This is a genomic window from Hydrogenophaga sp. GW456-12-10-14-TSB4, from assembly GCF_059424305.1.
Genome location: NZ_JBWKZH010000038.1, coordinates 1 through 23,181, shown reverse-complemented (window position 1 = coordinate 23,181; position 23,181 = coordinate 1). Strand labels below are relative to the sequence as shown.

Sequence of the window (23,181 nt, the reverse complement as noted above, 5' to 3'; positions counted from 1 at the left end):
TCCCGTGTGAACAGGGGGTCATGTTGGGGGGCTGGTCAGGCGGGCGCGAGCCAGGACTTCTTTCAGGTCGCGCAGCCCGACCGGTTTCTGCAGGCGCGCATCGAAGCCGTCGAAGTCGGCGCGCCCCGCTTTCTCGTCTTCGACACCGTAGCCCGTGACCGCGGTGGCGAAGAGGGTGTCGCTGCCGGGCAGAGCACGCAGTTCCCGCAGGGTCTGCGCTCCGCTCTTGTCCGGCATACCGATGTCGAGAAACACCAGGCGGGGGGTGTCCTGCCGGGCCGCTTCGAGCGCCGTGTCGCCGTCGTACGCGGTGCGCACGCGGAACCCCAGCAGGCGCAGGATGTCCGCGAGGCTGTCGGCCGCATCGCGGTTGTCGTCCACCACCAGCGTCCAGGGCGTCTCGGTTGGCGCCACCGCGGTGTCCATGGAGGCCCCGGGCAGTTCGAAATGAAAGACGCTGCCCTGACCCGGGCCCGGGCTGGCGGCGGCGATGCTGCCGCCATGCATTTCCACGATGGAGCGCGCCAGCGCCAGCCCGATGCCCAGGCCGGATTGCCGTGACGCGGCCACACCGTCGCCCTGGGAGAAGAGGGCGAAGATGTCGTGGATCGCCGCCGCCGAGATGCCTTCGCCGTTGTCGGTCACCTCCACCCTCAGTCGCGCGCCGTTCACGCGGGCACTCAGTTTGATGGTGCCGCCGATGGGGGTGAACTTCGAGGCGTTGCCCAGCAGGTTCTGCAGCACCTGGGCGAGGCGGATCTCGTCGGCGTTCACCCAGATCTCGGTCAGCGGCAGGTCGAGGTCGAAAGCCTGGGACCGGACGTCCATCGCCGGCCGCACCGATTCGATGGCCCGTGCCGCCACCCGGTGGAACGACACCCGTTCGGGCTTGATGCGGATCTTGCCGCTGGTCAGGCGCCCGGCATCCAGCAGGTCGTCGATCAGCCGCGTGAGCTGGGTCAGCTGCCGGTCGATCATGTCGCGGCTGCTGCGCAGCGTGGGGCTGGGCGTGGATTCCATCTGCAGAATCGACACGGCGTTGCGGATGGGCGCCAGCGGGTTGCGCAGTTCGTGGGCGAGCATCGCGAGAAACTCGTTCATGCGCTTCAACGAGTGCTCCAGTTCGCGCTGCTTGCTGCGTTCGCTCATGTCGCGCGTGACCTTGGCGAAACCGAGCAAGCGGCCGTCGGCGCCATGGATCGGCGTGACGATGATGTTGGCCCAGAAGGTCGAGCCGTCCTTGCGCACGCGCCAACCCTCTTCCTCGGTCCGGCCATGGGCCAGGGCGTCCCTGAGTTCCCGGACGGGCAGACCGGCCTGCACGTCTTCCTGGCGGAAGAACAGGCTGTAGTGCTTGCCGATCACCTCGCTGGCCGCATAGCCTTTGATGATTTCGGCCCCGCCGTTCCAGCTCTGGATGATGCCGGTGGGGTCGAGCATGTAGATGGCGTAGTCGCGCACGCCCTCGATCAGCAGGCGAAACCGCTCCTCGCTTTGTTGCAAGGCCTCCTCGTGGGCGCGCCGTTCGGTCAGGTCCCGCGTGACCTTGCCGAAGCCGGTGAGGGTGCCGCGGGCATCGCGCAGCGCGGTGATGACCACGTTGGCCCAGAACGGGGTGCCGTCCTTGCGGATCCGCCAGCCTTCTTCTTCGTACTTGCCGACCGCGGCGGCCAGCTGCAGTTCGTGGTCGGGCCATCTGCTGGCGCGGGCCGCCTCCGGATAGAACATCGAAAAATGCCGGCCGATGACTTCGTCGGCACGGTAGCCCTTGATGCGTTCGGCGCCGGCGTTCCAGGACATCACGTGGCCCGACGGATCGAGCATGAAGATGCCGTAGTCCTGGACGGCCTCCACCAGCAGCTGGAAGCGGTCGGTGGCGCTCGACGGTTCGGGCGGGTCGGAGGGGCTCACGGGAGTTCGCTCCAGAAGATGGAAGGGAGACGACGGCTCACAGTCTACGCCGCCGTGGAATTGCCCCGGCTTTCCCCCGCTGTTCGCGGCCTTCCGGATTCGCCGGCGTGGGAAATTCATCGTTTTGCAGGTCGTCTGACCTTGCCCGTCCTCGGGCCCTGTCAGGCATTCACTTCCACTGGACGAAGAAAGAAGAAGCCGCGTGACCCATCCCCATTCCCTCCCCACAGGCGCGTCTCTGGCATCCATGAGCCTGCGCACCAAGTTGTTGTTGCTGGTCGTCGGCGTCGTGTTGCTCGGGTTTGCCGTCACCGTCGTTTCCCTGACGCGGCAGGCCGGCCAGCTGCAGGAAAGCACCGCCCTCATGTACGCCGAGGAACTGGCGACCCGCAACGCGGCCCAGGTCGGGGCCGAGCTGAACGCCACCATGACGGCCGCGCGCACCCTGGCGCAGGCGCTGGGCGGTCTGAAAAGCACCGGGCAGGCCGACCGCATCGAGGCCGACGCGCTGATCCGCAACGTGCTGGAAGGCTCGCCCCATTTCCTGGGGGTCTGGGTGGCCTGGGAACCCAATGCCTTTGACGGCCGCGACGCCGAGTACGTGGACAAGCCCGGCCACGACGCCACGGGCCGCTACATCCCCTACTGGAACCGGGGCTCGGGTTCGCCGATGGTGGAGCCGCTGGTGGACTACGACAAGCCCGGCCCGGGCGACTACTACCAGCAACCCAAGCGCACCGGCAAGGAAACGCTGATCGAGCCCTACAAGTACACGGTCGGGGGCAAAGAGGTCTTGTTGACCACGACCTCGGTGCCGATCGTGGTCAACGGCCAGTTCGTGGGCGTGGCGGGCATCGACCTGCCGCTGTCCAGCCTGCAGGAAAAGGTGCAGGCGATCCGCATCTACGACACCGGCTACGCCAGCCTGCTGTCGAACGGCGCCGTGTACGTCGGAGACCGCGACGCGGCCCATGTGGGGCAGGTTTTGAAGAAGCCCGCCGAACTGGAGGCCATGCGCAATGCGCTGAGCGAGAACCGCCCGCAGCGCGTGCGCTACCAGCACGAAGGCCTGGGCACCGAAGTGACCAGCGTCTACGTCCCGATCCAGGTGGGCAAGGACAACTCATCGTGGGCCTTTGCGGCCACCGTGCCGCAGGACCGCATCCTCGCCGAGGTGCGCCAGCTCAACGTCACCGCCGCGATTCTCGGTGCGGTGTCCATCGTGCTGGTGTCGCTCGGCCTGCTGTGGGCCCTGCAGCGCCTCGTGCTGCGCCCGCTGGGCGGCGAGCCGGCCGAAGCGGTGGCCGTCAGCGCCCGCGTGGCACGCGGCGACCTGGGTCAACCGGTGCCCGTGCGGGCCGGGGACACGGAAAGCCTGATGGCCCAGCTGGCCGTGATGCAGAAGGACCTGGCCGGTGTGGTCGGCCGCGTGCGGCGCGGCGCCGAGGCGGTGGCCACGGCCAGCGCGGAGATCTCCCAGGGCAACCAGGATCTCTCCAGCCGGACCGAGAACCAGGCCAGCGCGCTCGAAGAAACCGCGGCCTCCATGGAGCAGCTGGGCACCGCTGTGAGCCAGAACTCGGGACACGCGCGCGAGGCCGATCAGCTGGCGCGCTCGGCCACGTCGCTGGCGGAGCAGGGCGGCGCGGCGGTGCAGCGGGTGGTGGACACCATGCACGACATCGATGCCGGTTCGCGCAAGATCGCGGACATCATCGGCGTCATCGACGGGATCGCGTTCCAGACCAACATCCTTGCGCTCAATGCGGCGGTGGAAGCGGCGCGCGCCGGTGAACAGGGCCGCGGCTTCGCGGTCGTGGCCGGCGAGGTGCGCAACCTGGCCACGCGCTCGGCCCAGGCGGCCCGCGAGATCAAGGCGCTGATCGGCAGCAGCGTGGAGAGCGTGGGCAACGGCACCCAGCTCGTGAACGAGGCCGGCCAGACCATGCAGGAACTGATTGCCTCGATCCAGAAGGTCTCCCGACTCATGTCGGACATCAGCACCGCCAGCGGTGAACAGAGCGCGGGCGTGAGCCAGGTCGGCGAAGCCGTGGTGCAGCTGGACCAGACCACGCAGCAGAACGCCGCGCTGGTGGAAGAGATGTCCGCCGCCGCCAGCAGCCTGCGGCAGCAGGCGGACGAGCTGGTCAGGACGGTGTCGGTGTTCCAGCTCGGCGCGGCCGCCCGGGTCGATTGAACCGCGCGGGCGTGCTCACGGCAGCACGCCCTCGTCGTAGATCCTGCCCAGTTCGAGGGCGTCGGCCTGGATGATCCCTTGTTCGATGTAGTGGCGGCGCATCTTCTCGATGGTGGGCACCCGGATCCGTCCGGAGGGGTTCTCGAACGAGACGGTGGCCAGCAGCCGTTGCGCCGTGGGCGCATCGACGTTGAAGCGTTGCATCAGGCGTTGGCGGTTCTTCTCCGGACTGGCCTGCGCCACATCGCGGGCCCCTTCCAGCAGCGCGGCGACCGCGCGCCGGATCAGGGCCGGATCGCGCTGCAGCGTGCCGCGTCTGGCAAGGATCACGTAGGGGTCCCAGTCACGGCCCAGGAAGCTCGAGAGTTTCACCACGCTGGCGAGCCGCCTGTCCTTGTCGATCAGGGCGGCCGCGTGTTCGGTGGTCACCCAGATGTCGGCCTGCCGCTGGTTGAGGGCCTGGTAGTTCTGCGGCAGTCCCCCTGTCGGGACGAAGCTCACCTCGTTCGATGCCACCCCCAGTGACTTGAGGAAGAGGTCGGCGTAGAGCTTGTCCGTGCCCGACATCTGGGTCACGGCGATGCGCTTGCCACGGATGTCGGCCGCCTGGATGGGCCGCTCGGTCAAGGACCACATGTGCCACTCGGCGTGCAGGCCCAGGTCGGCGACGACCACGAAGTCCACGCCTTTGCTCATGTAGTTGATGGCCGCGCCCAGGCCGTACAGGCGGACGTCGGAATGGTTTTCTTCCTCGGGGTTCCAGGTGCGGCGGTCCCCGCCGCCCAAGGGGGGCGGCGTCGTGGGCTGCAGCCCCTGCTTCTGCCACAGTCCTTGCTCGCGGGTGACCATCTCCACCAGGGCGGTGGACGGCACGGTGCCGACGCCTGGGGCGAAGGTCAGGGGTTGAAGGGGCTGCTGGGATGCGGCGGGTTGCGCGAGCGCCGTGCAGGCCGCCACGGCCAGCAGGACCCGGGTCAGGCGGTTGGGGAGGCGGGAAAGGGCCGGCATGGTGTCTCCTCGTCAGGGGCGCTGCAGGCCGATGCGGTCGATGATGGGGCGTTCCGACTGCATGATCTCGTGGGCGAAGGCCGTGAACTGCTGGCTGCTCATGTACTGGGGGTCGATGTCGTACTTGCGCAGCGCGTCGCGGAAGCTCTCCTGGTCCATCGCCTGCTTGAACGCGTTGTGCAGGCGCTCGACCACGGCGGGGTCGGTGCCGCCCGGCGCGACCAGCCCGAACGGCGCGTTCTGCACGATGGGGTAGCCGAGTTCCTTCAAGGTGGGCACGTTGGGGAAGCGGGGGCTGCGGGTCTCGCCCGCCATCGCCAGCAGGCGCAGCGAACCCGATTCGACCAGACTGGCCCAGCTCGGGCCGTCGGCGAGCGATTTCACATGGCCGCCTCGCACCGCTGTGAGCGCCTGGGCGCCGCCCGGGAATGGGATGTGGCTGAACTTGACGCCGGCGCGCTGGCCGAGGTCTTCCATCGTCAGATGGGGCGACGACAGGGTGCCCGGCGTTCCGTAGGTCATTTCGCCCGGGTGCGCCTTGGCGTAGGCGATGTAGTCCGCCAGCGTCTTGATGTCGGAGCTGGCGGGCACGGCCAGGCCAAAGGGGTAGGAGGCCAGGCCGATGATGTACTTCAGGTCCTTGACCGGGTCGTAGCTGGTCTTCGTCAGGTAGTGCTGGCGGAAGACCGAGACCGCCACCTGGGCGATGGTGTAGCCGTCGGCCGGCACGGTCTGCATGAGCTGGGCGGGGATCACCATGCCCGCCCCCGGCTTGTTGTCCACCACCACCGGCTGGCCCAGGATGCTGCTGGCATTGGAGGCCAGCACGCGGAACGCCGCGTCGGTGGCACCGCCCGGCGCGAAGCCCACAAGCAGCCGGATCGGCCGGGACGGAAAGGCGGTCTGGGCGCGCGCGGCGGGCGCCAGGGCCAGCGTGGCGGCGGCCATGGAGCCGCTCAGGAGTTGGCGTCGTTTCATGGGAGCTTCCTTCTCGAAGAACGTGCGTCAGGCGGCACGGGGTTGATCGGTGCCATCCAGGGGTGTGGCCCAGGCGTCGTAGCCGTACACCCAATCGGCGTTGTTGTCGTTGCGCAGCCAGTCGTTCTTGCCCGAGGCCACCTGGATCTGGCTGGCGCGCGGCTTGCGCAGCGCTTCATAAGTGCGCAGCGCTGCCGCGCCATCCGGCCCGGCGGCCAGGCAGCGCGCCAGGACCACCGCATCCTCGATGCCCATGGCCGCGCCCTGGGCCATGAACGGCAACATCGGGTGGCAGGCATCGCCCAGCAGCGTGATGCGGCCCTGCGTCCATTGCGCCATGGGCTCGCGCACGTACAGCGCGGTCTTGAGCACCACCTCGCAACGGCCCAGGATGGCCTGCACCTCGGGGTGGAACTGGGCGTAGGCCGCGAGCAGCTCCTGCTGCGTTCCCTTGACCGACCAGGACTCGTGGCGCCAGCTGTCCTCCCGCGCGGTGGCGAACACGAACAGCTCGCGCCCGCCCTGGATCAGGAAGGTGAACACCTGGCTGGCGGTGTTCGGCCCCCACCACTTGGTGGTCGGCGTCAGGTCCAGGTGGCCGAGCTGTTGCGCATCGACGATGGCGCGGAAAGCCACCTGACCGGTGAAGGTGGGCTGGTCGGCGCCAAACAGGTTTTCCCGCACGGCGGAATGGATGCCGTCGGCACCGACGATGGCATCGAACCGGTGCGTCTGGCCGTTGTCGAGCTCCAGGGTGGCATGGCCGTCGCCCTGGGACACCCGCCGGACCCGGCTGCCCAGGTGGATCTCGATGTCCGACGCGGCCGCTTCCAGCGCCGACAGCAGATCGGCGCGGTGCACCGTGAGCTGCGGGGCGCCGTACCGGCGCTCGCCGGCTTCGCCCATTTCCAGGCTGGAGGTCACCTCCCCGCTGTCCCAGGTCCGGCTGATGCGGCGGGTGGGCCGGAAGGCCGAGGCCCGCAGCGCCGGGCCGATGCCCAGGCCGTCCAGCGCCCGGACGGCGTTGGGCGTCAGGTTGATGCCCGCGCCCACGCGCCCGAACCGGGCCGCCTGCTCGAAAACCACCGGGGTGAGGTTCAGGCGCTTGAGCGCCAGCGCTGCCGAAAGGCCGCCGATGCCCGCGCCAATGATGGCGATGCGATGAGAGGTCATGGTCTGAATTGTTATGAATGCGAAAACAAGTTTTGTATGTTAAATTTTTCGTTCCAAAACCGACCAGGTGAAAACCCTGATGGGGGCGGGCGCCGATCAGCGCCGGCCCAAAAGTCGATTTCATAGAATCGCTGCGCAACGCGAGGCAGCCCGCCTGGTGGCGTTGCGCCCCTCCGCCATGAACCCCACTCCCGAGACCCCGCCCTCGCTGACACCGCCCTCCACCGACGAGCCGGACGGTGGCGAGACCGACAAAAATCCGTATTGGGTGGAGGCCCTGGCCCAGGGCCTGGCGGTGCTGAGGGTGTTCGAGACCGAACACGGCAGCCTGACGCTGACCGACATCGCCCAGCGCCTCGGCTGGAACCGCGCCCGACCCTTCCGGTATGTGCAGACGCTGGAGCGGCTGGGCTACCTCAGCCGGGAGGAGCCGGGCCGGCGCTACCGACCGACGTCCCTGACGATGTCGCTCGGCTACGCCTACCTCAGCCGGCTGTCCCTGATCGAGCTGGCGCAACCCGTGCTCAACCAGCTGCGGACCGCGGTCAATGCGTCGGTGCACATGGGGTTGCTGGACGGTGGGGAGCTGGTCTACGTGGCCAACGCGCGGATTCCGCTGCCGACCGCGATCAACATCCATGTGGGTTCCCGCACGCCGGCTTTCGCGACCTCGATCGGGCGGATCCTGCTGGCCTACCTGTCTCCCGAGGCCGTGGACGCCATCCTGGGGACCGGGCCCATCCCCGCCATGACGCCCAACTCCACCAGCGACCCGGTGGCGTTCCGGCACCTGCTGGCGCGTGCGCGCCAGGACGGCTACGTCTTCAACGACCAGGAGTTCCACCTGGGCGTGCGCTCCATCGCGGCGCCGGTGTTCGATGCGGCAGGCCAGGTCGTCGCCGGCATCAACGCGACGGCGATGACGCACGCGTTCACCGACGAGGTGGTGAAAGACGCGGTGTTGCCGGCCGTGTGCGCGGCGGCCAGCGAAATCTCCCGGGGCCTGGGCTTCGTCGGGAAGCCCACCCCCGAGCCGGCGTGATCCGGTCCCCGGGGCCGGTGCCTCGCGTCAGGGCGTGATGCCGGCTTCCTTGATGAAGCGGGTCCAGCGCGTGCTCTCTGCGGCCTGGTAGCGGCCCAGGTCCTGCGGCGAGCCGCCGGCCACGTCGGCGCCCAGGTCCGAGAGGCGCTGGCCGAGTTCCGGCGTTCGGATCGCGGTGTTGATGGCCTGGTTGAGCTTGGTGGTGACGTCCGTCGGCATGCCGGCGGGCCCGAACACGCCGTACCAGATGGTGACGTCGAAGCCCGGCAGACCGGCTTCGGCCACCGTGGGCACGTCCGGCAGCAGCGAGGACCGCTTGGGCGTCGTCACGGCCAGGGCCTTGAGCTTGCCCGAGCGGACCAGCTGCAGCACCACGGGCATGCTCTCGAACGCCATCTCGATGCGGCCGCTGGTCAGGTCGAGCAGGGCGGGTGAGCTGCCCTTGTAGGCCACGTGCGTGATCTCCACGCCGGCCATGCGCTTGAAGAGCTCGCCGGCGAGGTGCTGCATCGATCCATTGCCGACCGACGCGAAGTTGTAGCTGTTCGGGTGGGCCTTGAGGTGGGCGATCAGTTCGCGCACCGAGTTGGCGGGCACCGAGGGAGGCACCACGAGCACGTTGGGCACGGTGCCCACGAGCACGATGGGGGTGAAGGACTTCACCGGGTCGTAGGGCAGGCCCGGCACCATGCTGGCCGCCGTGGCGTGCGTGCCCGGGCTGCCCAGGGTCAGCGTGTAGCCGTCGGCGGGCGCCTTGGCCACCATGTCCGTGCCCAGGGTGCCGGAGGCGCCGGGCTTGTTGTCGACCACCACCGGCTGGCCGAGCGTGCGGGCGATCTCGTTGCCGATGGCGCGCGAGAGCACGTCGTTGCCGCCGGCCGGCGCCCAGGGGGACACCCAGCGGATGGGCTTGGTGGGGAAGGTCTGCGCGGTGGCCGTGCCCAGGGTGGCGAAGGCGCAGAGGGTCAGCAGCAGTGGGGGCAAGAGCCTGTTCATGGTCGTGGTTCCTTTGGCTTCAAACAAAAAAAACATCCCTGTGGTGGCTTGTCGGTGGTGTGTCCATCAATCCGCGCGCAGCGCGCGCTCGACGAAGTCGAGCCGGTCCTGTCCGAAGTGCAGATCGCCGTCGATCACGAAGCTGGGCACGCCGAACACGCCGGCCGCGAGGGCTTCGGCGGTGTGCGCCTCGAAGCGGGACCGGGCCTCGGGGGTCGAGGCACGCGCCAGCAGCGCTTCGGCGTCCAGGCCTTCGTCGCGCACCATGCGCGCGAGCGTGGCCGGGTCGGCGATGTCGAGGTCGTGCACCCACACGCCGGCGAGCATGCGCTGTGCCAGGGGCCAGACGACCGCGTTGCCGTGGGCTTCCTGCGCCACGATCAGCAGTTGCGCGGCCAGTGATTCGTCCACGGGGTGGTGGGCGGGCCTGGCGCTGATCGGCATGTTCAGCCAGGTCGACCAGCGCTCCCGCTCGCGCGCCCGGAAGGCTTGCCGGGCAGGGGACAAGGCGGCCAGCGGCGTGCCGCCGGTGGCGCGGAACACGTGCAGCAGATCGATGGGTCGGTAGACCACGGTGGCGCCCGTGTCGCGCACGATGGCATGAAACCGGGGGCCGCCGAGGTAGACCCACGGCGACAGCACCGAGAAGTAGAAGGTGACGGTTTTGCCGCTCATGCCTGGCCGTCCTTGGCGGTGTCGCCGGCGCGTGGCAGCACCACGGCATCGAGCGCGACCGCGCCTTGCCCGGCCGGGAACACCCGCAGCGGATTGATTTCGATGGACTCGACCGTCGCGGCCTGGTTGACCGCCAACTGCGACAGCCAGACGATGGTGTCGGCCAACGCGTCGGCATCGGCCGCGGGGGCACCCCGGTGACCCTGCAGCAGCGCATGGGAGCGCAGCTCGCGCAGCATGCCGTGCGCCTGTTCGTGCGACACCGGGGCGAGCCGAAGCGCCACGTCGTTGAACAGCTCGACGAAGACGCCCCCCAGGCCGGCCATGACCACCGGGCCGAAGATCGGGTCCTGCTGCGTGCCGACGATGAAGTCCAGACCGGGCCCGGCCATCGGCGTGACCAGGGCGCCCTCGATGCGGGCCTCGGGGGCGTCGCGGCCCACGCGCGCCATCATCTGGCGCCAGGCGGCCGCGACAGCGTGTTCGTCGGCCAGGCCCAGCGCCACGCCGCCGACCTCGGTCTTGTGCACGATGTCGGGCGACAGCACCTTGAGCGCCACGGGGTAGCCCGCCTGGCGGGCGGCGTCGATCGCTTCGGATTCGGTGGTCGCCACCCGTTCGTCCGGCACGGCGATGCCGCAGGTGGCGAGCACCTGCTTGACCGCGTGCTCGGTGCGGGCGTCGGCCAGGGCGCTCGCGTCGGGCAGCGGGCGGGGCGCCGAATGGCGGGCCGGAGCGCGCAGCCGCGCCTGGGCGAGCGACCTGAGCGCGGCCACCGCGCGCATGGCCCGCGTGGTGTCCTCGAACAGCAGGTAGCCCGCCGCCTGCATCTGCTGCGCGAGCGCGGGCGGCGCCAACATGGACAGCACCATCAACACCTGCGGGAACTCGCGCCGCAGGCGCGTGAGGATCTCGGCCAGCGGTTGCTGCAGGTGGGGTGCGTGCGGCATGGCGGTGAGGAACAGCAGCACGCATTCGTGGTTGCCCTCGGCCAGCAGCGTGCGCACAAAGGTCTCGAACACCTGCATGTCGGCCCAGATCTGAGCCGTGCCGTCCACCGGGTTGCGCACCGAGGCGTGGGGCAGGAGCGCCTGCAGGCGTTCCTGCGCGGGAATGGGCAGGGGCGTGAGCGTCAAGCCGTGCTGTTCGGCCGCGTCGGCGGTGAGCACGCCGATGCCGCCAGACACGGTGAAGACGCCGACCCGACCTTCGCGCGGCCGCAGGCCGGTGGCGCAGGCGCGGGCCACGTCGAAGAAGTCCTCCACCGAGTGGGCGCGGTGGACGCCGTATTCGCGGAACAGCGCGTCGAACACGCGGTCGTCGCCGGCCAGCGCGCCGGTGTGCGACTGCACGGCGGCGCGGCCCACCTCGGAACGGCCCGCCTTGACCATGATCACCGGCTTGCCCGCGTCCTGCGCCAGCGCCAGCGCCTCGATCAGGCGAGCGGGTGTCTTGCAGCCCTCCATGTAGCCCATGATCACGTCGGTTTCGGGGTCCTGCGCGAAGTGGGCGATGCAGTCCGCCAGCTCCACGTCGCATTCGTTGCCAGTGGTGACCCAGGCGCCCAGGGGCAGGCCCTGCTCGCGGGCCATCACCAGCGCCTGCCCGCCGAACGCGCCGCTCTGGCTCACCAGCGCCACGCGCCCCAGTGGGGGCAGGCCCAGATCGACCATGAAGGCGAAGGTGCCCAGGAAGCCGGTGCGCAGGTTCATGAAGCCCATGCAGTTGGGACCGAGGATGCGCATGCCGCTGTCTCTTGCGATGGCGCCCAGTTCCGCCTGCGCCGCGCGCCCGGCTTCGCCGACTTCGGCAAAGCCCGAGCTGAACACCGTGACCGCGCGCACGCCGCGCTCGGCGCAGCTTCGCACCGCCGGCAGCACCGCCTGCGCCGGCAGGGCGATGATGGCGTGGTCCACCGGCGCCGGGAGGTCGGCCAGGCTGGCGTAAGCGGGCAGGCCCTGGACCTCGGTGGCGCGCGGGTTGACGGGGTAGATCGCACCATCGAAGCCGTGGCTGCGCAGGAATTTCAGCGGCCGTCCGCCGATCTTGGTGGCGTCGGACGACGCGCCGAGAATGGCGACCGAGCGCGGCGCCAGCAGCGCGGCCAGAGAGCGCGGCGGGGTCGGGGGGGCGAAGTGGCGGGTGTCGCTCAGCAGGTTCATGGTGCGGGGGCTTTTTTCTCTTGGTCCTGGCGGCGGGCGGCGAAGAAGGCCGCCACGAGGCCTTGGGTCTGTTCGGATGAGGCCAGGCGCAGGTAGGCCTGGCGCTCTGTGGATGCGCCTTCGGCGAAGGGGCGTTCGGCGGCGCCGGCGATGAGCGTGATGGCTTCCTGCACGGCTTCGCGCGCGCCGAACCGCTCGGCCGCGAGTTCGCGGTAGCGCGCGAGGAGCGACGGTGTGGCCGGGCCCCCGGGCACGCCGAGGTCGGCGGTGCGCCGCCACGGCCGTCCGCCCGCGGCGATGGCCAGGGCCCAGGCCGCTGCCGTTTCGCGCAGGTCCAGGTCGGGCGGCACGACCGCGTCCAGCCAGCCGGTGGCCAGGGCGGTGTCGGTCTTCATCGGCTGGGCGAGCGCCACCATCTCCAGGGCGGCTTCGATGCCGACCAGGCGCGGCAGCCGCTGTGTGCCGCCCGCGCCGGGCACAAAGCCCAGGTTGACCTCGGGCAGCGCGAGCAGGGCGTCGTGCGATCCCACGCGGGCATGGCAGGCCATGGCCAGCAGCACGCCGCCGCCAATGGCCTTGCCCTGGATCGCGGCGACCACGGGCTTGGGAAAGCGCTCCACCACCTCGGCCAGTTCGCCCAGCGGCGTGCTGCCGGGCGGATCGGGCTGGCCGACCTCGCGCAGGTCGCCGCCGCCGGAGAACATGCGGCCCTGGCTGGCGATCACGACGGCCCGCACCGCCGCGTCGTCCTGGATCGCCTGCAGCGCGTCGCGCAGGGCGCGGCGCACCCCGCGGTTCAGGGCGTTGATCGGGGGGTGGGTGATCTCCAGCCACGCGACGCCGGCCGTGCGGTGCTCGGCGACGAGGGGCGCGTCGTCGGGGCGGGTCTGGGTGTCAGCGAGGTCCATGCGGCCAGTGTGGACCAGATGATGATTCTGAAAAACTGAGTTATTTTGATCGAACGATTCCATAATGGAATCAAAATGACCGAACCACTTTCACCCTCCACCTTCACGGGCGTGCGCCTGTCGCACCTGTTGTTGTGCCGTGCGCTCGTGTCCACCGGTACCTTGCATGGCGCGGCGCGGCTGCTGCACCGCACGCAGCCTGCGGTCACCAAGATGTTGCAGGAGCTGGAGTCATCGCTGGGCGTGCGCCTGTTCGAGCGCGGGCGCATGGGGACCCACCCCACCGCCAGTGGCCGTGCCTTTCTGCACCGCGCCGAGGTGATGCTCAACGAATGGGGCATCCTGCGCGACGAACTGCAGGCCATCGAAGCCGGCGAGGCCGGTCTGCTGCGCGTCGGGGCCACGCCGATCATGCTGTTGTCGCTGTTGCCGCGCGCACTCGGGCGCTTCCTGGAGCGCCGCCCCGGCATGCTGGTGCGCTTCCGGGAAGGGTCGATCCACGACCTGCTGATCGCGCTCGATTCGGGGGAGGTGGACTGCGTGGTCGGCCGCTTCTCGGGCGAGTTGCTCGACAGCGAGCCCAGGCGCACGCTGCGGGTCGAGCGGCTGTACGACGAGACCCTGGCCATCGTGGCCGGTGCGCGCCACCCGCTGGCCCGCCGCCGCCGGTCGGTGGGGTGGCAGGAACTGGCCCAGGCCCAGTGGGTGCTGCCGCCGCCGGAACTGGTGACGCGGCAGCTGCTCAACACCGAGTTCATCCGCGGCGGCGTGACGCCGCCCAAGCCCCTGATGGAGTCGGCCTCTTTCACCAGCAGCCTCGCGCTCGCCCACGAGCTCGTGACCCTGGCCATGGTGCCCCTGGATGCGGCCCGGCTGGCCCAGCGGCATGGCCTGGTGCGTGTGCTGCGCACGCCCCTGTCGACGTTCTCGGCGCCGATCTCCATCGTGCAGCGCCCCAGCTCGCTGCAGGGCGAGGTCTACGCCGACTTTCTGGCGTCGGTGCGTGCTGCGGCGGCCCAGGTGCGGGCCTAGCGCGACGCGACCGTGTAGATGCGGTTGCGCCCTTCCAGGCAATACGTCTGGGCGTGAAAGATCGGCCGGTCCTGTGCGTAGTGCACGCGGTCGAGCAGCACATAGAGCTGCGGCTTGCGGTTCCCGCGCGCCCAGCCGATGGCGCTGGAGTGCACCGCGTGGTACTCCACTTCGGTGCGGTCGGTGCGCACGCCCAGGCGCGCGAAGATGTCCACGAACGACATCGAAAACAGGGCCTCGTCCAGCGCCTCGGGGAACAGGCTGTCGACATAGCGGTCGTAGCCGTAGCTCAGCAACTCGTCGTCGCTGTAGATCGCGCGCTCGGTGTAGAGCACGCGCGCGCCGGTCGGCAGGCCCAGTTTGTGGGTTTCCTCGGGCGTGCCCGCGCGCCGTTCCAGCTTGTGCAGCACGATGCGCGGCGTGCGCCCCTGGCCCTTGATGGTGTCGGTGAGCGATTCGAAGTGGCCCATGCCCATCGAGGCCGGCGGCGGCGGGGGCGGGCTCACGAGGGTGCCCACGCCGCGCTGGATGCGCAGCAGCCCTTCCGTCACCAGGCGGCTGATGGCTTCGCGGATGGTGTTGCGCGACACCGCATAGGCGCCGGCCAGCGCGGTCTCGGCCGGAATCGCCTGGCCCGCGGCCCATTCGCCGCTCGCCAGGCGCCGGCGCAGGTCCTGCGCCAGCCGGTCGGGCAGGGTCAGGATGTCAGCTCGGCCCATGACTTGCGCTCGCCGGCAAAGTTCTTGTAGACCTGTTCCCCGGCCACGATGGGCTCGAAGCGCGGTGCCTCGCCGTCGGGCGCGAAATCGCGCGGGTCGATCACCTGGTGGTAGTTCGGGTGGATGAACAAGGGGATCGAATAGCGCTCGCGGCCCGAGCGGTTGATCACGCGGTGCAGCGCCGATTTCAGCCGGCCGTTGCTCCAGCGCGTGAGCAGCTTGGCGACGTTGAGCACGATGGATTTTTCGTCGGGCACCACCGGCAGCCAGTCCTGGTCCGGGCCGAGCACCTCCAGGCCGCCGTTCATGTCCTGGATCAGCAAGGTGATGAGGCCCTGGTCTTCGTGCGCGCGCACCCCCTCGTCCGCGATGTGCTGCACCACCTCCTGCGGCGGGTAGTGGACCACGCGCATGTTGGAGTAGGTGTTGCGCGAGACGTTGGCGAAGAAGTCCGCCGGTGCACCGAGGTGCAGCGCAAACGCCTGCAGCACCGCTTCGCCGACCTGGAACATCTCGCGGTAGCAGGTCTCCAGGTGCTCGCGGAAGCCCGGCACATCGGGCCAGGGCGTGGCCGCGTAGAACGGCAGCGGCAAGAGGGCCGGATCGATCGGCGGGATCGGATGGCCCATGCTGAAGGCCTCCTGTCCGCTGGGCTTCTGGCCCGGCTTGGCGTTGTCGAACATCGGCTGGAAGCCGCGGTTGGTCTTGCGCTCCTGGTAGGGCGCCTTGGCTTCGTCGCTCTGTCCGAAGAACGCTTCGGCGGCGCGGAAGGTGTCGGCGATCACCGCGGGCGGGACGCCGTGGCCCACCAGCTTCATGAAGCCGTAGGTCTCGGCGGCGCGACCCATGTCGCGCGCGATGGCCTCGCGCGCGGCCGGGTCGTCGCCGAACAGCGGCGAGATGTCGATGGTGGGGATCGCGTGGGTGGCGGCAGGGTTGCTCATGCGGTGTCTCTCAGTTGGCCTTGATGCCCGGGTTGAAGGCGTTGGTCATCATCTCGGCGGCGGGGGCCACCGACTTGATCTGGTCGTATTCCTTGTAGAAGGCCATGGTGTCGTCCCACACCTTGGGGTCCATCCACAGCAGGCCGCGGGCCTTGGTGTCGGCACTCTGGTTCAGCGGGTTCTGCACCTTCATGCGCCAGGCGAGCTTGTCGGCGCGCTCGATCTGCTGCGGGTAGGCATCGACCAGCTTCACCGCTTCTGCGGGGTGGTCGATGGTGAACTTCAGGCCTTTGGCCACGGCGCGCACCACCTTGCGCACGGTCTCGGGTTTCTCCTTGATCATCTTGCCGCTCGTGAACAGCGTGTCGCCGTACGAGGCCACGCCGTACTTCGAGAAACGCACGACCTTCCAGGTCTTGCCTTTCAGGTGCGCGGGTGCGTCGGCCTTGGCGGCTTCCAGTTCGACCTGGTAGGTCTGGTTGTGCAGGTGGCCGGTGAAGTAGTCCACCTTGCCCACCAGCAGCGGTTCGGCGTTGGCCAGCACGGTCTCGACCTTGATCTTCGACAGATCGAGGTTGTTGCGTTTGGCCAGGGCCTTCAGAAACATCTCGCCATCGGCCTGGATGCCCACGCGTTTGCCTTCGAGATCCTTCGGCGTGGGTTCCGGGTCGCCGGGGTTGCCCAGGCCGATGTACACGTACGGCAGCTCCTGGATCAGCGCGCCGATGGCCACCACGTCCACCGGCGACGGGGCCAGGCGCGCGGACATGATGAACGAATGGGCCATGACGCCGAACTGAGCCTGGCCCACGCCCACCGTGGGGATGGGGTTCTTGCCCGGGCCGCCGTCGATGAAGCTGACCTTGATGCCCTCTTCGGCGAAGTAGCCCTTGGCATCGGCCACCATGAGCGCGGCGTACTGGCCGTTGCGCAGCCAGGAGAGCGCGATTCGGATGTCTTCGGTCGGGGCCTGCGCGGCGGCGCCGCTCCAGGTGGTGATGCCGACGGCCAGGGTGGCGGCGAGCCGGATGAAGGGTGCGCGCATGGTGGAGCTCCTTGAGGATCGGAAGGGACGTTCGGAAAAGGGGATGGGTCGGGCAGAGGCGTCACTTGCCGCCGTTGCGGCTGCGCTCGCTCCAGTTGATGCGCGCGCCGATCAGCTGGACCAGCATGTAGATCGCATAGGACAGCACGGCGGCGAGCAGCGCCACGGCATAGACCTGGTCGCCGCGGTACTGGGCCATCGCGCGGTTGATCACGTAGCCCAGGCCTTCGGAGGAAATCATCCACTCGGCGGCCACCGCGACGATGATGCTGCCGCTGCCCGTGATCTCCTGCGCCGCGAGGATGTACGGGACCGAATACGGCAGCCGGACCTTGAGGAACACCTTCCAGGGGCTCACGTCGAGGATGCGCATGCGGTCGAGCACCACGGTGTCCACCGCCGCCAGGCCGCGCATCGTGTTGACCAGCACGGGGAAGAAGCCGGCGATGGTGACGATCATCACCTTGGTCCACAGGCCGTCGCCCACCGCCAGCACCAGCACCGAGGCCAGCGCCACATAGGGCACGTTGCGGATGGTGATGGCCGCCGGCATCAGCAGGCGGTTGAACATCGGCAACGAGGTGAACAGCACCGCCAGGCCGATGCCGACCACGTTGGCGAGCAGGAAGCCGATGGCCGCCGCGCGCAGCGTGACCACCAGGTGCTGCGTCACGAACGAGGTCTCCTGCGTCAGCACCGCCAGCACCTGCGTGGGGCGCGGGATCACGAACTCCGGCAGGCCCGAGAACGCGATGGCCAGGTACCACAGGCCGAGGATGGAGACGATCGGCAAGGCGATGCGCGAAACGATCCTCAGCACGCGCCGCAACAGGGTGAGCGCCGCAGCGGCCGGCGGTGCCGGTGCGACGGCGGGAGGGGTCACGGTGGTGGTGTTCATGCGGCGGCCCTCCATTGGCCGAACAGCAGGCCGCGGATGCGGTCGGTGAGGGCCACGAATTGCGGATCGGTGCGGAAGGCCGCCGTGCGAGGGCGCGGCGAGGGCACGGTGATGTCGGCCAGGATGCGGCCCGGCGCCGGTGAAAACACGATCACGCGATCGGCCAGCAGCACGGCTTCATCGACATGGTGGGTGACGAACAGCACGGTCTTGGGGCGCGTGGCCAGTTCGGTGCCCAGCCACAGGCCCAGTTCCTCGCGTTTCATCTCGTCGAGCGCGGAGAAGGGTTCGTCCATCAGCAGCACCTCGGGGTCGTGCGCGATGGCCGAGGCGAAGTTCACGCGCTGCAGCATGCCGCCCGAGAGGTGGTGCGGCATCTTCTCTTCATGGCCCGCCAGACCGAAGTCGCGCAGCAGGCCGCGCGCGGGCAGGCCGGCCCGGCCGGTCACCTTCTGGGTGAACTCGACATCCTCGATGGCGCGCTTCCAGGGCAGCACGGCCGGGCGCTGCGACACCAGTCCCAGCTTGCGCTGGCGCCGCACGGTGGCGGGCGGCAGGCCGCCGATCCGCACCGAGCCGCCGGAGGGTTGTTCCAGGTCGGCCACCATGCGCAGCAGCGTGGTCTTGCCGCAGCCCGATGGCCCGACCAGGGCGATGAACTGGCCGGCGGCGATGTCGAGATCGACCGCATCGAGCGCGACCGTGGCACCGAAGCGGCGGGAAAGGTTTCTGAGTTGAATGTCGGCGGACATGATGTCTGGACGTCCCCAAAAGTGGGCGGGTTGTTGGACGTCCAATGTCCAGAGCGAGATTCATGCCACCGCCTCGGCCCGCCGACCGAAGTCTGTTTGAATTCAAAGGGCCCGTGGCCGGACGCCGGCAGGGCCATGGCCGTGGCGACACCTGTCTCAGGGATTCCCCGAAGGTCAACTCCGTTGACAACAGGTTCCGCCAACTTCACAATAAACCTAACGAACGATCGCTTTTCATGACAACGACCAAATCCACTCGACCGCCCCGAGCCGACAACCGTTTGCCTGAACTTCTGGATGCCGCCGCGCGCCTCTTCGCGCGGCGTGGATACGCCGCGACTTCCATGCGCGACATCGCCGTCGAGGTCGACATGAAGCCAGGGTCGCTCTACTACCACTTCCCCTCCAAGGAGGAGCTTCTGCTGGCGGTCTACCAGGCCGGCGTGCTGGAGCTGGAGAAGACGACGGCCGAAGCCCTGCAGAAGGAAACCGACCCGTGGGTGCGGCTGGAGGTGCTGTGCCGGGCGCATCTGGAAGTCGTCCTGCGCGACAGCGACTACGCCCAGGTGCTGATCCGCGTGTTGCCGGACGACATTCCCCAGGCCGCGGATCGTCTGCGGGAACTCCGCGAAAGCTACGAACAGGTCTTCCGCACCACCGTGGCGCAGCTGCCGCTCTCTGCGGGCACGGACCGGCGTGCCCTTCGTCTGATGCTGATTGGCGCGCTCAACTGGGCGGTGCTCTGGTTCAACCCCGACGGACGCGATTCCCCACGCGTTCTCGCGCGAAAGTTTGTGGGGCTAGTGAAGGAAATACAAGATGGCCGAACGTCCCCCTAGGGTGATCGTCACGAAGATTGGTTTTGACGGACATGACCGAGGCAGCCGCGTGATCGCGGCCTGCCTGCGCGATGCGGGCATGGAGGTGATCTACACGCCGCCGTGGCAGGAGATTCCCACCGTCGTCAAGCTCACGATGGAAGAGGACGCCGACGTCATCGGCATTTCCTCGCTCGCCACCGACCACCTCATCGTGCCCAAGCTGATGGCCGCGCTGAAGGAGGCGGGTCTGTCGGATGTGCAGGTCATCGTCGGCGGCATCGTGCCGGCCAAGGACGAATCGACGCTGCTGGACTGCGGCGTGGCCCAGGTGTTTCACCCCGGCACCTCGCTGGACGATGTGGTGGTGTCGGTGCGCGCGCTGTCCGAGAAGCGCCGCGCCTTGCTGGGAGCCTCGACATGAACGGCCAGGCCCAATGGGAAACCGAATTCGCCCAGGGTGTGGCGGGCGACGCCACCACCTACAACCGCTCCGGCATCGGCATCAAGCCGCTGTACACCCCGCAGGACCAGACCGGCGCAGCACCGTATGACGAAGCGCTGGGCTATCCCGGCCAGTACCCGTACACGCGGGGCATCTACGCCACCATGTACCGGGGTCGCAGCTGGTCCCAGCGCCAGCTCATCGGCCTGGGCGTGCCCGAGGACTACAACCTGCGGGTCAAGGAGATCCTCGACCTCGGCGCCTCGGCCCTGTCGCTGATCCCCTGCAACTCGGTGTTCCGGGGCTACGACGCCGACGACGTGCCGTCGGAGTTGCTGGGCACCTGCGGAACGGTCATCAACCACGTGGAAGACATGCGGGTCGCCCTGGATGGTGTGCCCATCGGCAAGCTCTCCACCGCCATGAACGACCCCTCGCCCTTCACGCTGCTGGCCTTCGAGCTCGCGGTGGCCAAGCGCCGTGGCGTGCCGTGGACCAAGATCACCGGCACCTCGAACCAGAGCGATTGCATTTCCCATTTCGTCGCGAACCACATGTTCTTCCGCCTCGCGCTGCAGGGCGCGCGCCGGGTCATCGTGGACCACATCGCGTTCGCGAACAAGCATGTGCCCGGCTGGAACCCGCTGTCCATCGTCGGCCAGCACATGCAACAGGCCGGCGCGACCCCGGCCGAGGCCATGGCGTTCACGCTTTGCTCCGGCATCCAGTACGCGGAAGACTGCATCGCCAGCGGCATGGACCCCGACCAGTTCCTGCCGCGCTTCACCTTCTTCTTCGACGTCTCGGTCAGCTTCTTTGAAGAGGTGGCCAAGTTCCGCGCCGGTCGCCGCATCTGGGCCCGGCTGTGCCGCGAGCGCTTCGGCGCCAAGGACCCGCGTTCCTGGCGGTTCAAGTTCCATGGGCAGACCTCGGGCGTGGACCTGACGCGCCAGCAGCCGCTCAACAACGTCGCGCGGGTCACGGCGCAGGCCATGGCCGGCATCTTCGGCGGCCTGCAATCGCTCCACACGGACGGCTACGACGAGGTGTTCTCCACGCCCACCGCCGAGGCCGCCCGCATCGCGGTGGCCACGCAGAACATCCTGCGGGAAGAGGCCCACCTGACGGACGTCATCGACCCGCTGGGCGGCTCCTACTACGTGGAGTCGCTCACCAACGACATGGAGACGAAGATCAACGCGATCATCTCGATGATCGATGAGGCCGGCGGCATGTACCAGGCGGTGGAAAAGGGCATCGTGCAGCGCATGATCGGCGAATCGGCGCTGGCCTTCCAGAAGAAGGTCGATGCCGGTGAGCAGACCATCGTGGGTGTCAACGCCTACCAGGTCGAGGAAGACCCCGCGACCTACCCGTCGCTGGAGTACCCCGACGCCGAGCGCATGCAGTCCTACCTGCGCCGCCTGGCCGACTTCAAGAAGTCGCGCTCCAACGCGGACGTCGACAAGGCGATCGCCGCCCTGGCGCGGTCGGCCAACACGGCCAAGTCCAACGTGTTCGAGCATGTGGTGGCCGCGGCGGAGGTCGGTGCCACGCACGGCGAAATCTGCGGCACCTTGCGCAAGGAACTGGGCTTCGGACATCCGTTGACGGTGGTGTGATCGCCGTGAGCAACATGTCCATCCAGAAGGTGCTGGCCGGCGACCGGCGCTCGATTGCCCGGGCCATCAGCGCGCTCGAGAACGGCGGCGAGACCGCCTACGAGGTGCGCCGCGCCATCGCGGCATCGCAAGGCCGCGCGCACGTCATCGGCGTCACCGGGCCACCCGGCGGTGGCAAGTCCACGCTGGTGTCGTCGCTGATCAAGGGCCTGAGGCAGAAGGGCAGGACGGTCGCCGTCGTGGCCATCGATCCTTCCAGCCCGTTCACCGGCGGTGCGGTCCTGGGTGACCGCATCCGCATGGGAGAGCGCCAGAGCGACGAGGGTGTCTTCATCCGCTCGCTCGCCTCCCGCGGCCATCTCGGCGGCCTGTCCGTGGCGGCGGGGGATGTCATCGACCTGTTCGACGCCTCGGGCTTCGACGTCGTGATCGTCGAGACCGTGGGTGCGGGCCAGTCCGAGGTGGAGATCACGCGCTTTGCCGACACCCGCCTCGTGGTGTGCCCACCGGGCCTCGGGGACGATGTGCAGGCCATCAAGGCGGGCGTGCTGGAAATTGCCGACCTCTTTGTCGTGACCAAGGCCGACCTGCCCGATGCGCGAAAGACCGAGTCCGAGCTGCTGGCCATGTTGACGCTGAGGCGTTCGCAGGCCGAGGCGCCGCAGGTCAGGTGCGTGTCGGCCCCCCGTGACGAGGGCATCGACGAGCTGGTGGACTGGCTCGACGCGCGAAGCGAGCGGGGCCGGCGGCACGCGGCTGGCGGTGCCAAGGCGGCCTACAACCTGGTCTCCCGCTGCATCGCGGGCGACAACATGGCCCGGCTGCTCGGCATTGAACTCGTGTCGGCGTCGATGGGCAGCACCACGCTGCGCATGAAGGTGATGCGCAAGCACATGAACTTCAACGACCGGTGCCACGGTGGCGCGCTCTTTGCGTTGGGCGACATGGCGCTCGGCCTGGCCTGCAACTCGCACGGAAAGATCGCCACCCTGGTGGACGGCCAGCTCAGCATCTCCACGGCGGTGGAGGAGGGCGAGTGGCTGGTGGCGCACGCCTACGAGGTCTCGCGCTCGCGCAAGATCGGCAGCTACCAGGTGAAGATCACCCGGGCGCGCGACGACGAGCACATCGCGTTGTTGCACGGCACGGTCTATGTGCTGGACCGGTCCGTCGAGCCGGTGGCGGGCGAGGGCGCGTGATGGGCCTGCTCTCGGAAGCACCGCTGCAGGGGCGGGGGCGGCAGCGCCTGCGCTCTCTCAAGCGCCTGGCGCGGGCCGGCAGCGGCGCCCAGGCCGAACCCTCGCTCAGGCTCCAGAGCCAGGTGATCGCGCTGGCGCTGCTGGACCGCAGCATCAAGTTCAAACACCGGCGGCTGGCGCTGCTTCGGCTGAAAGAGGCCGTTGAGCTGGGCGCCTCGGTGAACACCGAGCAGTGGACCTATTGCAAGGGCGTCATGGCCCTGGTGCAGGACGTCGCGCTGCGGGCCGATGTCGAGCGCGCCGCGACCTGTTTTCAAGCTTCCCGCGTTGCCAAGGTAGGACCCCTGTGAACACGACTTTCCCCCGATGGCTGCTGGCACAGGCGGCCGAGCACGGCGACCGCCCGGCGATGCGCGAGAAGGAATACGGGATCTGGCAGACGACGACGTGGTCGGGCATGGCGCAGCTGGTGGAACAGCTGGCGTGCGGGCTGCACCAGGCGGGCCTGCAGCGCGGCGAGCACATGGTGGTCATCGGTGCCAACCGGCCGCGCCTGTACGCCACCATGCTGGCCGCGCAGTCGCTGGGCGCCATCCCCATCCCGCTGTACCAGGACGCGGTCGCCGCCGAATGCGTCTTCCCCATCAACAACGCCGA

At 68.9% G+C, this 23,181-nt stretch carries 22 protein-coding genes; 9 read left to right on the top strand and 13 right to left on the bottom strand.

Annotated features, from left to right (window positions below; translation table 11 throughout):
• Nucleotides 1-18 precede the first annotated feature (18 nt).
• A complete protein-coding gene (locus tag AC07ZS_RS18285; protein WP_494799952.1) occupies nt 19-1,911 on the bottom strand; it encodes a PAS domain-containing hybrid sensor histidine kinase/response regulator in 1,893 nt (630 codons plus the stop codon).
• Nucleotides 1,912-2,158: 247 nt separating this feature from the next.
• Between AC07ZS_RS18285 and AC07ZS_RS18280 the strand changes: the two genes are divergently transcribed.
• A complete protein-coding gene (locus AC07ZS_RS18280) occupies nt 2,159-4,108 on the top strand; it encodes a methyl-accepting chemotaxis protein (RefSeq protein ID WP_494799951.1) in 1,950 nt (649 codons plus the stop codon).
• A 15-nt stretch (nt 4,109-4,123) separates the two neighbouring features.
• Here AC07ZS_RS18280 and AC07ZS_RS18275 read toward each other — a convergent pair whose 3' ends face one another.
• The 3 genes from AC07ZS_RS18275 to AC07ZS_RS18265 are packed head-to-tail and all read right to left on the bottom strand — an operon-like array spanning nt 4,124 to nt 7,267.
• Nucleotides 4,124-5,116, bottom strand: coding sequence for an ABC transporter substrate-binding protein (locus tag AC07ZS_RS18275; RefSeq protein WP_494799950.1), 993 nt, complete (start codon nt 5,114-5,116; stop codon nt 4,124-4,126).
• A 12-nt stretch (nt 5,117-5,128) separates the two neighbouring features.
• Nucleotides 5,129-6,094 (bottom strand): tripartite tricarboxylate transporter substrate binding protein, encoded by a 966-nt coding sequence (locus AC07ZS_RS18270; RefSeq protein WP_494799949.1) that lies wholly within the window; start codon nt 6,092-6,094, stop codon nt 5,129-5,131.
• 27 nt (nt 6,095-6,121) lie between these two features.
• Complete coding sequence (locus AC07ZS_RS18265) at nt 6,122-7,267, bottom strand: FAD-dependent monooxygenase (protein ID WP_494799948.1); 1,146 nt, start codon at nt 7,265-7,267, stop codon at nt 6,122-6,124.
• 178 nt (nt 7,268-7,445) lie between these two features.
• On the opposite strand from AC07ZS_RS18265, the gene AC07ZS_RS18260 reads away from it, so the two are divergent.
• The gene (locus AC07ZS_RS18260; RefSeq protein WP_494799947.1) at nt 7,446-8,309 is read left to right on the top strand and encodes an IclR family transcriptional regulator; all 864 of its coding nucleotides are present in this window, start codon (nt 7,446-7,448) and stop codon (nt 8,307-8,309) included.
• Nucleotides 8,310-8,336: 27 nt separating this feature from the next.
• On the opposite strand, the gene AC07ZS_RS18255 is transcribed toward AC07ZS_RS18260, so the two are convergent.
• From AC07ZS_RS18255 to AC07ZS_RS18240, 4 genes are all read right to left on the bottom strand, one after another.
• Complete coding sequence (locus AC07ZS_RS18255) at nt 8,337-9,305, bottom strand: Bug family tripartite tricarboxylate transporter substrate binding protein (RefSeq protein WP_494799946.1); 969 nt, start codon at nt 9,303-9,305, stop codon at nt 8,337-8,339.
• Between the two features lie 66 nt (nt 9,306-9,371).
• Entirely contained in the window at nt 9,372-9,980 is a 609-nt protein-coding gene (locus AC07ZS_RS18250) for a 2-hydroxychromene-2-carboxylate isomerase (protein WP_494799945.1), read from the bottom strand.
• Nucleotides 9,977-12,142 (bottom strand): acetate--CoA ligase family protein, encoded by a 2,166-nt coding sequence (locus tag AC07ZS_RS18245; protein ID WP_494799944.1) that lies wholly within the window; start codon nt 12,140-12,142, stop codon nt 9,977-9,979. The genes AC07ZS_RS18250 and AC07ZS_RS18245 overlap by 4 nt, the downstream gene beginning before the upstream one ends.
• Entirely contained in the window at nt 12,139-13,050 is a 912-nt protein-coding gene (locus tag AC07ZS_RS18240) for an enoyl-CoA hydratase/isomerase family protein (RefSeq protein ID WP_494799943.1), read from the bottom strand. Before AC07ZS_RS18240 ends, AC07ZS_RS18245 begins: the two co-directional genes overlap by 4 nt.
• A 75-nt stretch (nt 13,051-13,125) precedes the next feature.
• On the opposite strand from AC07ZS_RS18240, the gene AC07ZS_RS18235 reads away from it, so the two are divergent.
• Entirely contained in the window at nt 13,126-14,082 is a 957-nt protein-coding gene (locus tag AC07ZS_RS18235; RefSeq protein WP_494799942.1) for a LysR family transcriptional regulator, read from the top strand.
• Here the strand turns inward: AC07ZS_RS18235 and AC07ZS_RS18230 are convergent.
• The 5 genes from AC07ZS_RS18230 to AC07ZS_RS18210 form a co-directional block, all read right to left on the bottom strand.
• The gene (locus tag AC07ZS_RS18230) at nt 14,079-14,801 is read right to left on the bottom strand and encodes a GntR family transcriptional regulator (RefSeq protein ID WP_494799941.1); all 723 of its coding nucleotides are present in this window, start codon (nt 14,799-14,801) and stop codon (nt 14,079-14,081) included. The genes AC07ZS_RS18235 and AC07ZS_RS18230 overlap by 4 nt on opposite strands.
• On the bottom strand, nt 14,780-15,745 hold the full coding sequence (locus AC07ZS_RS18225) for an isopenicillin N synthase family dioxygenase (protein WP_494799940.1): 966 nt from the start codon (nt 15,743-15,745) through the stop codon (nt 14,780-14,782). The genes AC07ZS_RS18230 and AC07ZS_RS18225 overlap by 22 nt, the downstream gene beginning before the upstream one ends.
• 10 nt (nt 15,746-15,755) lie before the next feature.
• A complete protein-coding gene (locus tag AC07ZS_RS18220; RefSeq protein WP_494799939.1) occupies nt 15,756-16,790 on the bottom strand; it encodes an ABC transporter substrate-binding protein in 1,035 nt (344 codons plus the stop codon).
• A 61-nt stretch (nt 16,791-16,851) separates the two neighbouring features.
• Nucleotides 16,852-17,688 carry an ABC transporter permease gene (locus AC07ZS_RS18215; protein WP_494799938.1) on the bottom strand — a complete coding sequence of 279 codons (837 nt, stop codon included), beginning with the start codon at nt 17,686-17,688 and terminating at the stop codon, nt 16,852-16,854.
• Nucleotides 17,685-18,440, bottom strand: a complete 756-nt coding sequence (locus AC07ZS_RS18210) for an ABC transporter ATP-binding protein (protein WP_494799937.1) — start codon at nt 18,438-18,440, stop codon at nt 17,685-17,687. The genes AC07ZS_RS18215 and AC07ZS_RS18210 overlap by 4 nt, the downstream gene beginning before the upstream one ends.
• Before the next feature lie 236 nt (nt 18,441-18,676).
• On the opposite strand from AC07ZS_RS18210, the gene AC07ZS_RS18205 reads away from it, so the two are divergent.
• The 6 genes from AC07ZS_RS18205 to AC07ZS_RS18180 all read left to right on the top strand — a co-directional run.
• Nucleotides 18,677-19,279 carry a TetR/AcrR family transcriptional regulator gene (locus tag AC07ZS_RS18205; RefSeq protein WP_494799936.1) on the top strand — a complete coding sequence of 201 codons (603 nt, stop codon included), beginning with the start codon at nt 18,677-18,679 and terminating at the stop codon, nt 19,277-19,279.
• On the top strand, nt 19,260-19,682 hold the full coding sequence (locus AC07ZS_RS18200; RefSeq protein WP_494799935.1) for a cobalamin B12-binding domain-containing protein: 423 nt from the start codon (nt 19,260-19,262) through the stop codon (nt 19,680-19,682). Before AC07ZS_RS18205 ends, AC07ZS_RS18200 begins: the two co-directional genes overlap by 20 nt.
• Nucleotides 19,679-21,325 carry an acyl-CoA mutase large subunit family protein gene (locus AC07ZS_RS18195; protein ID WP_494799934.1) on the top strand — a complete coding sequence of 549 codons (1,647 nt, stop codon included), beginning with the start codon at nt 19,679-19,681 and terminating at the stop codon, nt 21,323-21,325. The genes AC07ZS_RS18200 and AC07ZS_RS18195 overlap by 4 nt, the downstream gene beginning before the upstream one ends.
• A 14-nt stretch (nt 21,326-21,339) precedes the next feature.
• Nucleotides 21,340-22,524 carry a methylmalonyl Co-A mutase-associated GTPase MeaB gene (gene meaB / locus AC07ZS_RS18190; RefSeq protein ID WP_494799983.1) on the top strand — a complete coding sequence of 395 codons (1,185 nt, stop codon included), beginning with the start codon at nt 21,340-21,342 and terminating at the stop codon, nt 22,522-22,524.
• Nucleotides 22,524-22,874 (top strand): hypothetical protein, encoded by a 351-nt coding sequence (locus tag AC07ZS_RS18185; protein ID WP_494799933.1) that lies wholly within the window; start codon nt 22,524-22,526, stop codon nt 22,872-22,874. Before meaB ends, AC07ZS_RS18185 begins: the two co-directional genes overlap by 1 nt.
• Nucleotides 22,871-23,181, top strand: a 311-nt coding sequence (locus AC07ZS_RS18180) for an AMP-binding protein (RefSeq protein ID WP_494799932.1), incomplete at its 3' end; no start/stop codon positions are given. The genes AC07ZS_RS18185 and AC07ZS_RS18180, both read left to right, overlap by 4 nt.

Bases quoted from the DNA above. Each gene is read 5' to 3' on its own strand.
- AC07ZS_RS18230 (WP_494799941.1), bottom strand. From the start codon at position 14,801: ATGGGCCGAGCTGACATCCTGACCCTGCCCGACCGGCTGGCGCAGGAC.
- AC07ZS_RS18215 (WP_494799938.1), bottom strand. From the start codon at position 17,688: ATGAACACCACCACCGTGACCCCTCCCGCCGTCGCACCGGCACCGCCG.
- AC07ZS_RS18210 (WP_494799937.1), bottom strand. From the start codon at position 18,440: ATGTCCGCCGACATTCAACTCAGAAACCTTTCCCGCCGCTTCGGTGCC.
- AC07ZS_RS18270 (WP_494799949.1), bottom strand. From the start codon at position 6,094: ATGAAACGACGCCAACTCCTGAGCGGCTCCATGGCCGCCGCCACGCTG.
- AC07ZS_RS18185 (WP_494799933.1), top strand. From the start codon at position 22,524: ATGGGCCTGCTCTCGGAAGCACCGCTGCAGGGGCGGGGGCGGCAGCGC.
- meaB (WP_494799983.1), top strand. From the start codon at position 21,340: ATGTCCATCCAGAAGGTGCTGGCCGGCGACCGGCGCTCGATTGCCCGG.
- AC07ZS_RS18255 (WP_494799946.1), bottom strand. From the start codon at position 9,305: ATGAACAGGCTCTTGCCCCCACTGCTGCTGACCCTCTGCGCCTTCGCC.
- AC07ZS_RS18205 (WP_494799936.1), top strand. From the start codon at position 18,677: ATGACAACGACCAAATCCACTCGACCGCCCCGAGCCGACAACCGTTTG.
- AC07ZS_RS18240 (WP_494799943.1), bottom strand. From the start codon at position 13,050: ATGGACCTCGCTGACACCCAGACCCGCCCCGACGACGCGCCCCTCGTC.
- AC07ZS_RS18235 (WP_494799942.1), top strand. From the start codon at position 13,126: ATGACCGAACCACTTTCACCCTCCACCTTCACGGGCGTGCGCCTGTCG.
- AC07ZS_RS18220 (WP_494799939.1), bottom strand. From the start codon at position 16,790: ATGCGCGCACCCTTCATCCGGCTCGCCGCCACCCTGGCCGTCGGCATC.
- AC07ZS_RS18195 (WP_494799934.1), top strand. From the start codon at position 19,679: ATGAACGGCCAGGCCCAATGGGAAACCGAATTCGCCCAGGGTGTGGCG.
- AC07ZS_RS18225 (WP_494799940.1), bottom strand. From the start codon at position 15,745: ATGAGCAACCCTGCCGCCACCCACGCGATCCCCACCATCGACATCTCG.
- AC07ZS_RS18280 (WP_494799951.1), top strand. From the start codon at position 2,159: ATGAGCCTGCGCACCAAGTTGTTGTTGCTGGTCGTCGGCGTCGTGTTG.
- AC07ZS_RS18265 (WP_494799948.1), bottom strand. From the start codon at position 7,267: ATGACCTCTCATCGCATCGCCATCATTGGCGCGGGCATCGGCGGCCTT.
- AC07ZS_RS18260 (WP_494799947.1), top strand. From the start codon at position 7,446: ATGAACCCCACTCCCGAGACCCCGCCCTCGCTGACACCGCCCTCCACC.
- AC07ZS_RS18245 (WP_494799944.1), bottom strand. From the start codon at position 12,142: ATGAACCTGCTGAGCGACACCCGCCACTTCGCCCCCCCGACCCCGCCG.
- AC07ZS_RS18250 (WP_494799945.1), bottom strand. From the start codon at position 9,980: ATGAGCGGCAAAACCGTCACCTTCTACTTCTCGGTGCTGTCGCCGTGG.
- AC07ZS_RS18200 (WP_494799935.1), top strand. From the start codon at position 19,260: ATGGCCGAACGTCCCCCTAGGGTGATCGTCACGAAGATTGGTTTTGAC.
- AC07ZS_RS18275 (WP_494799950.1), bottom strand. From the start codon at position 5,116: ATGCCGGCCCTTTCCCGCCTCCCCAACCGCCTGACCCGGGTCCTGCTG.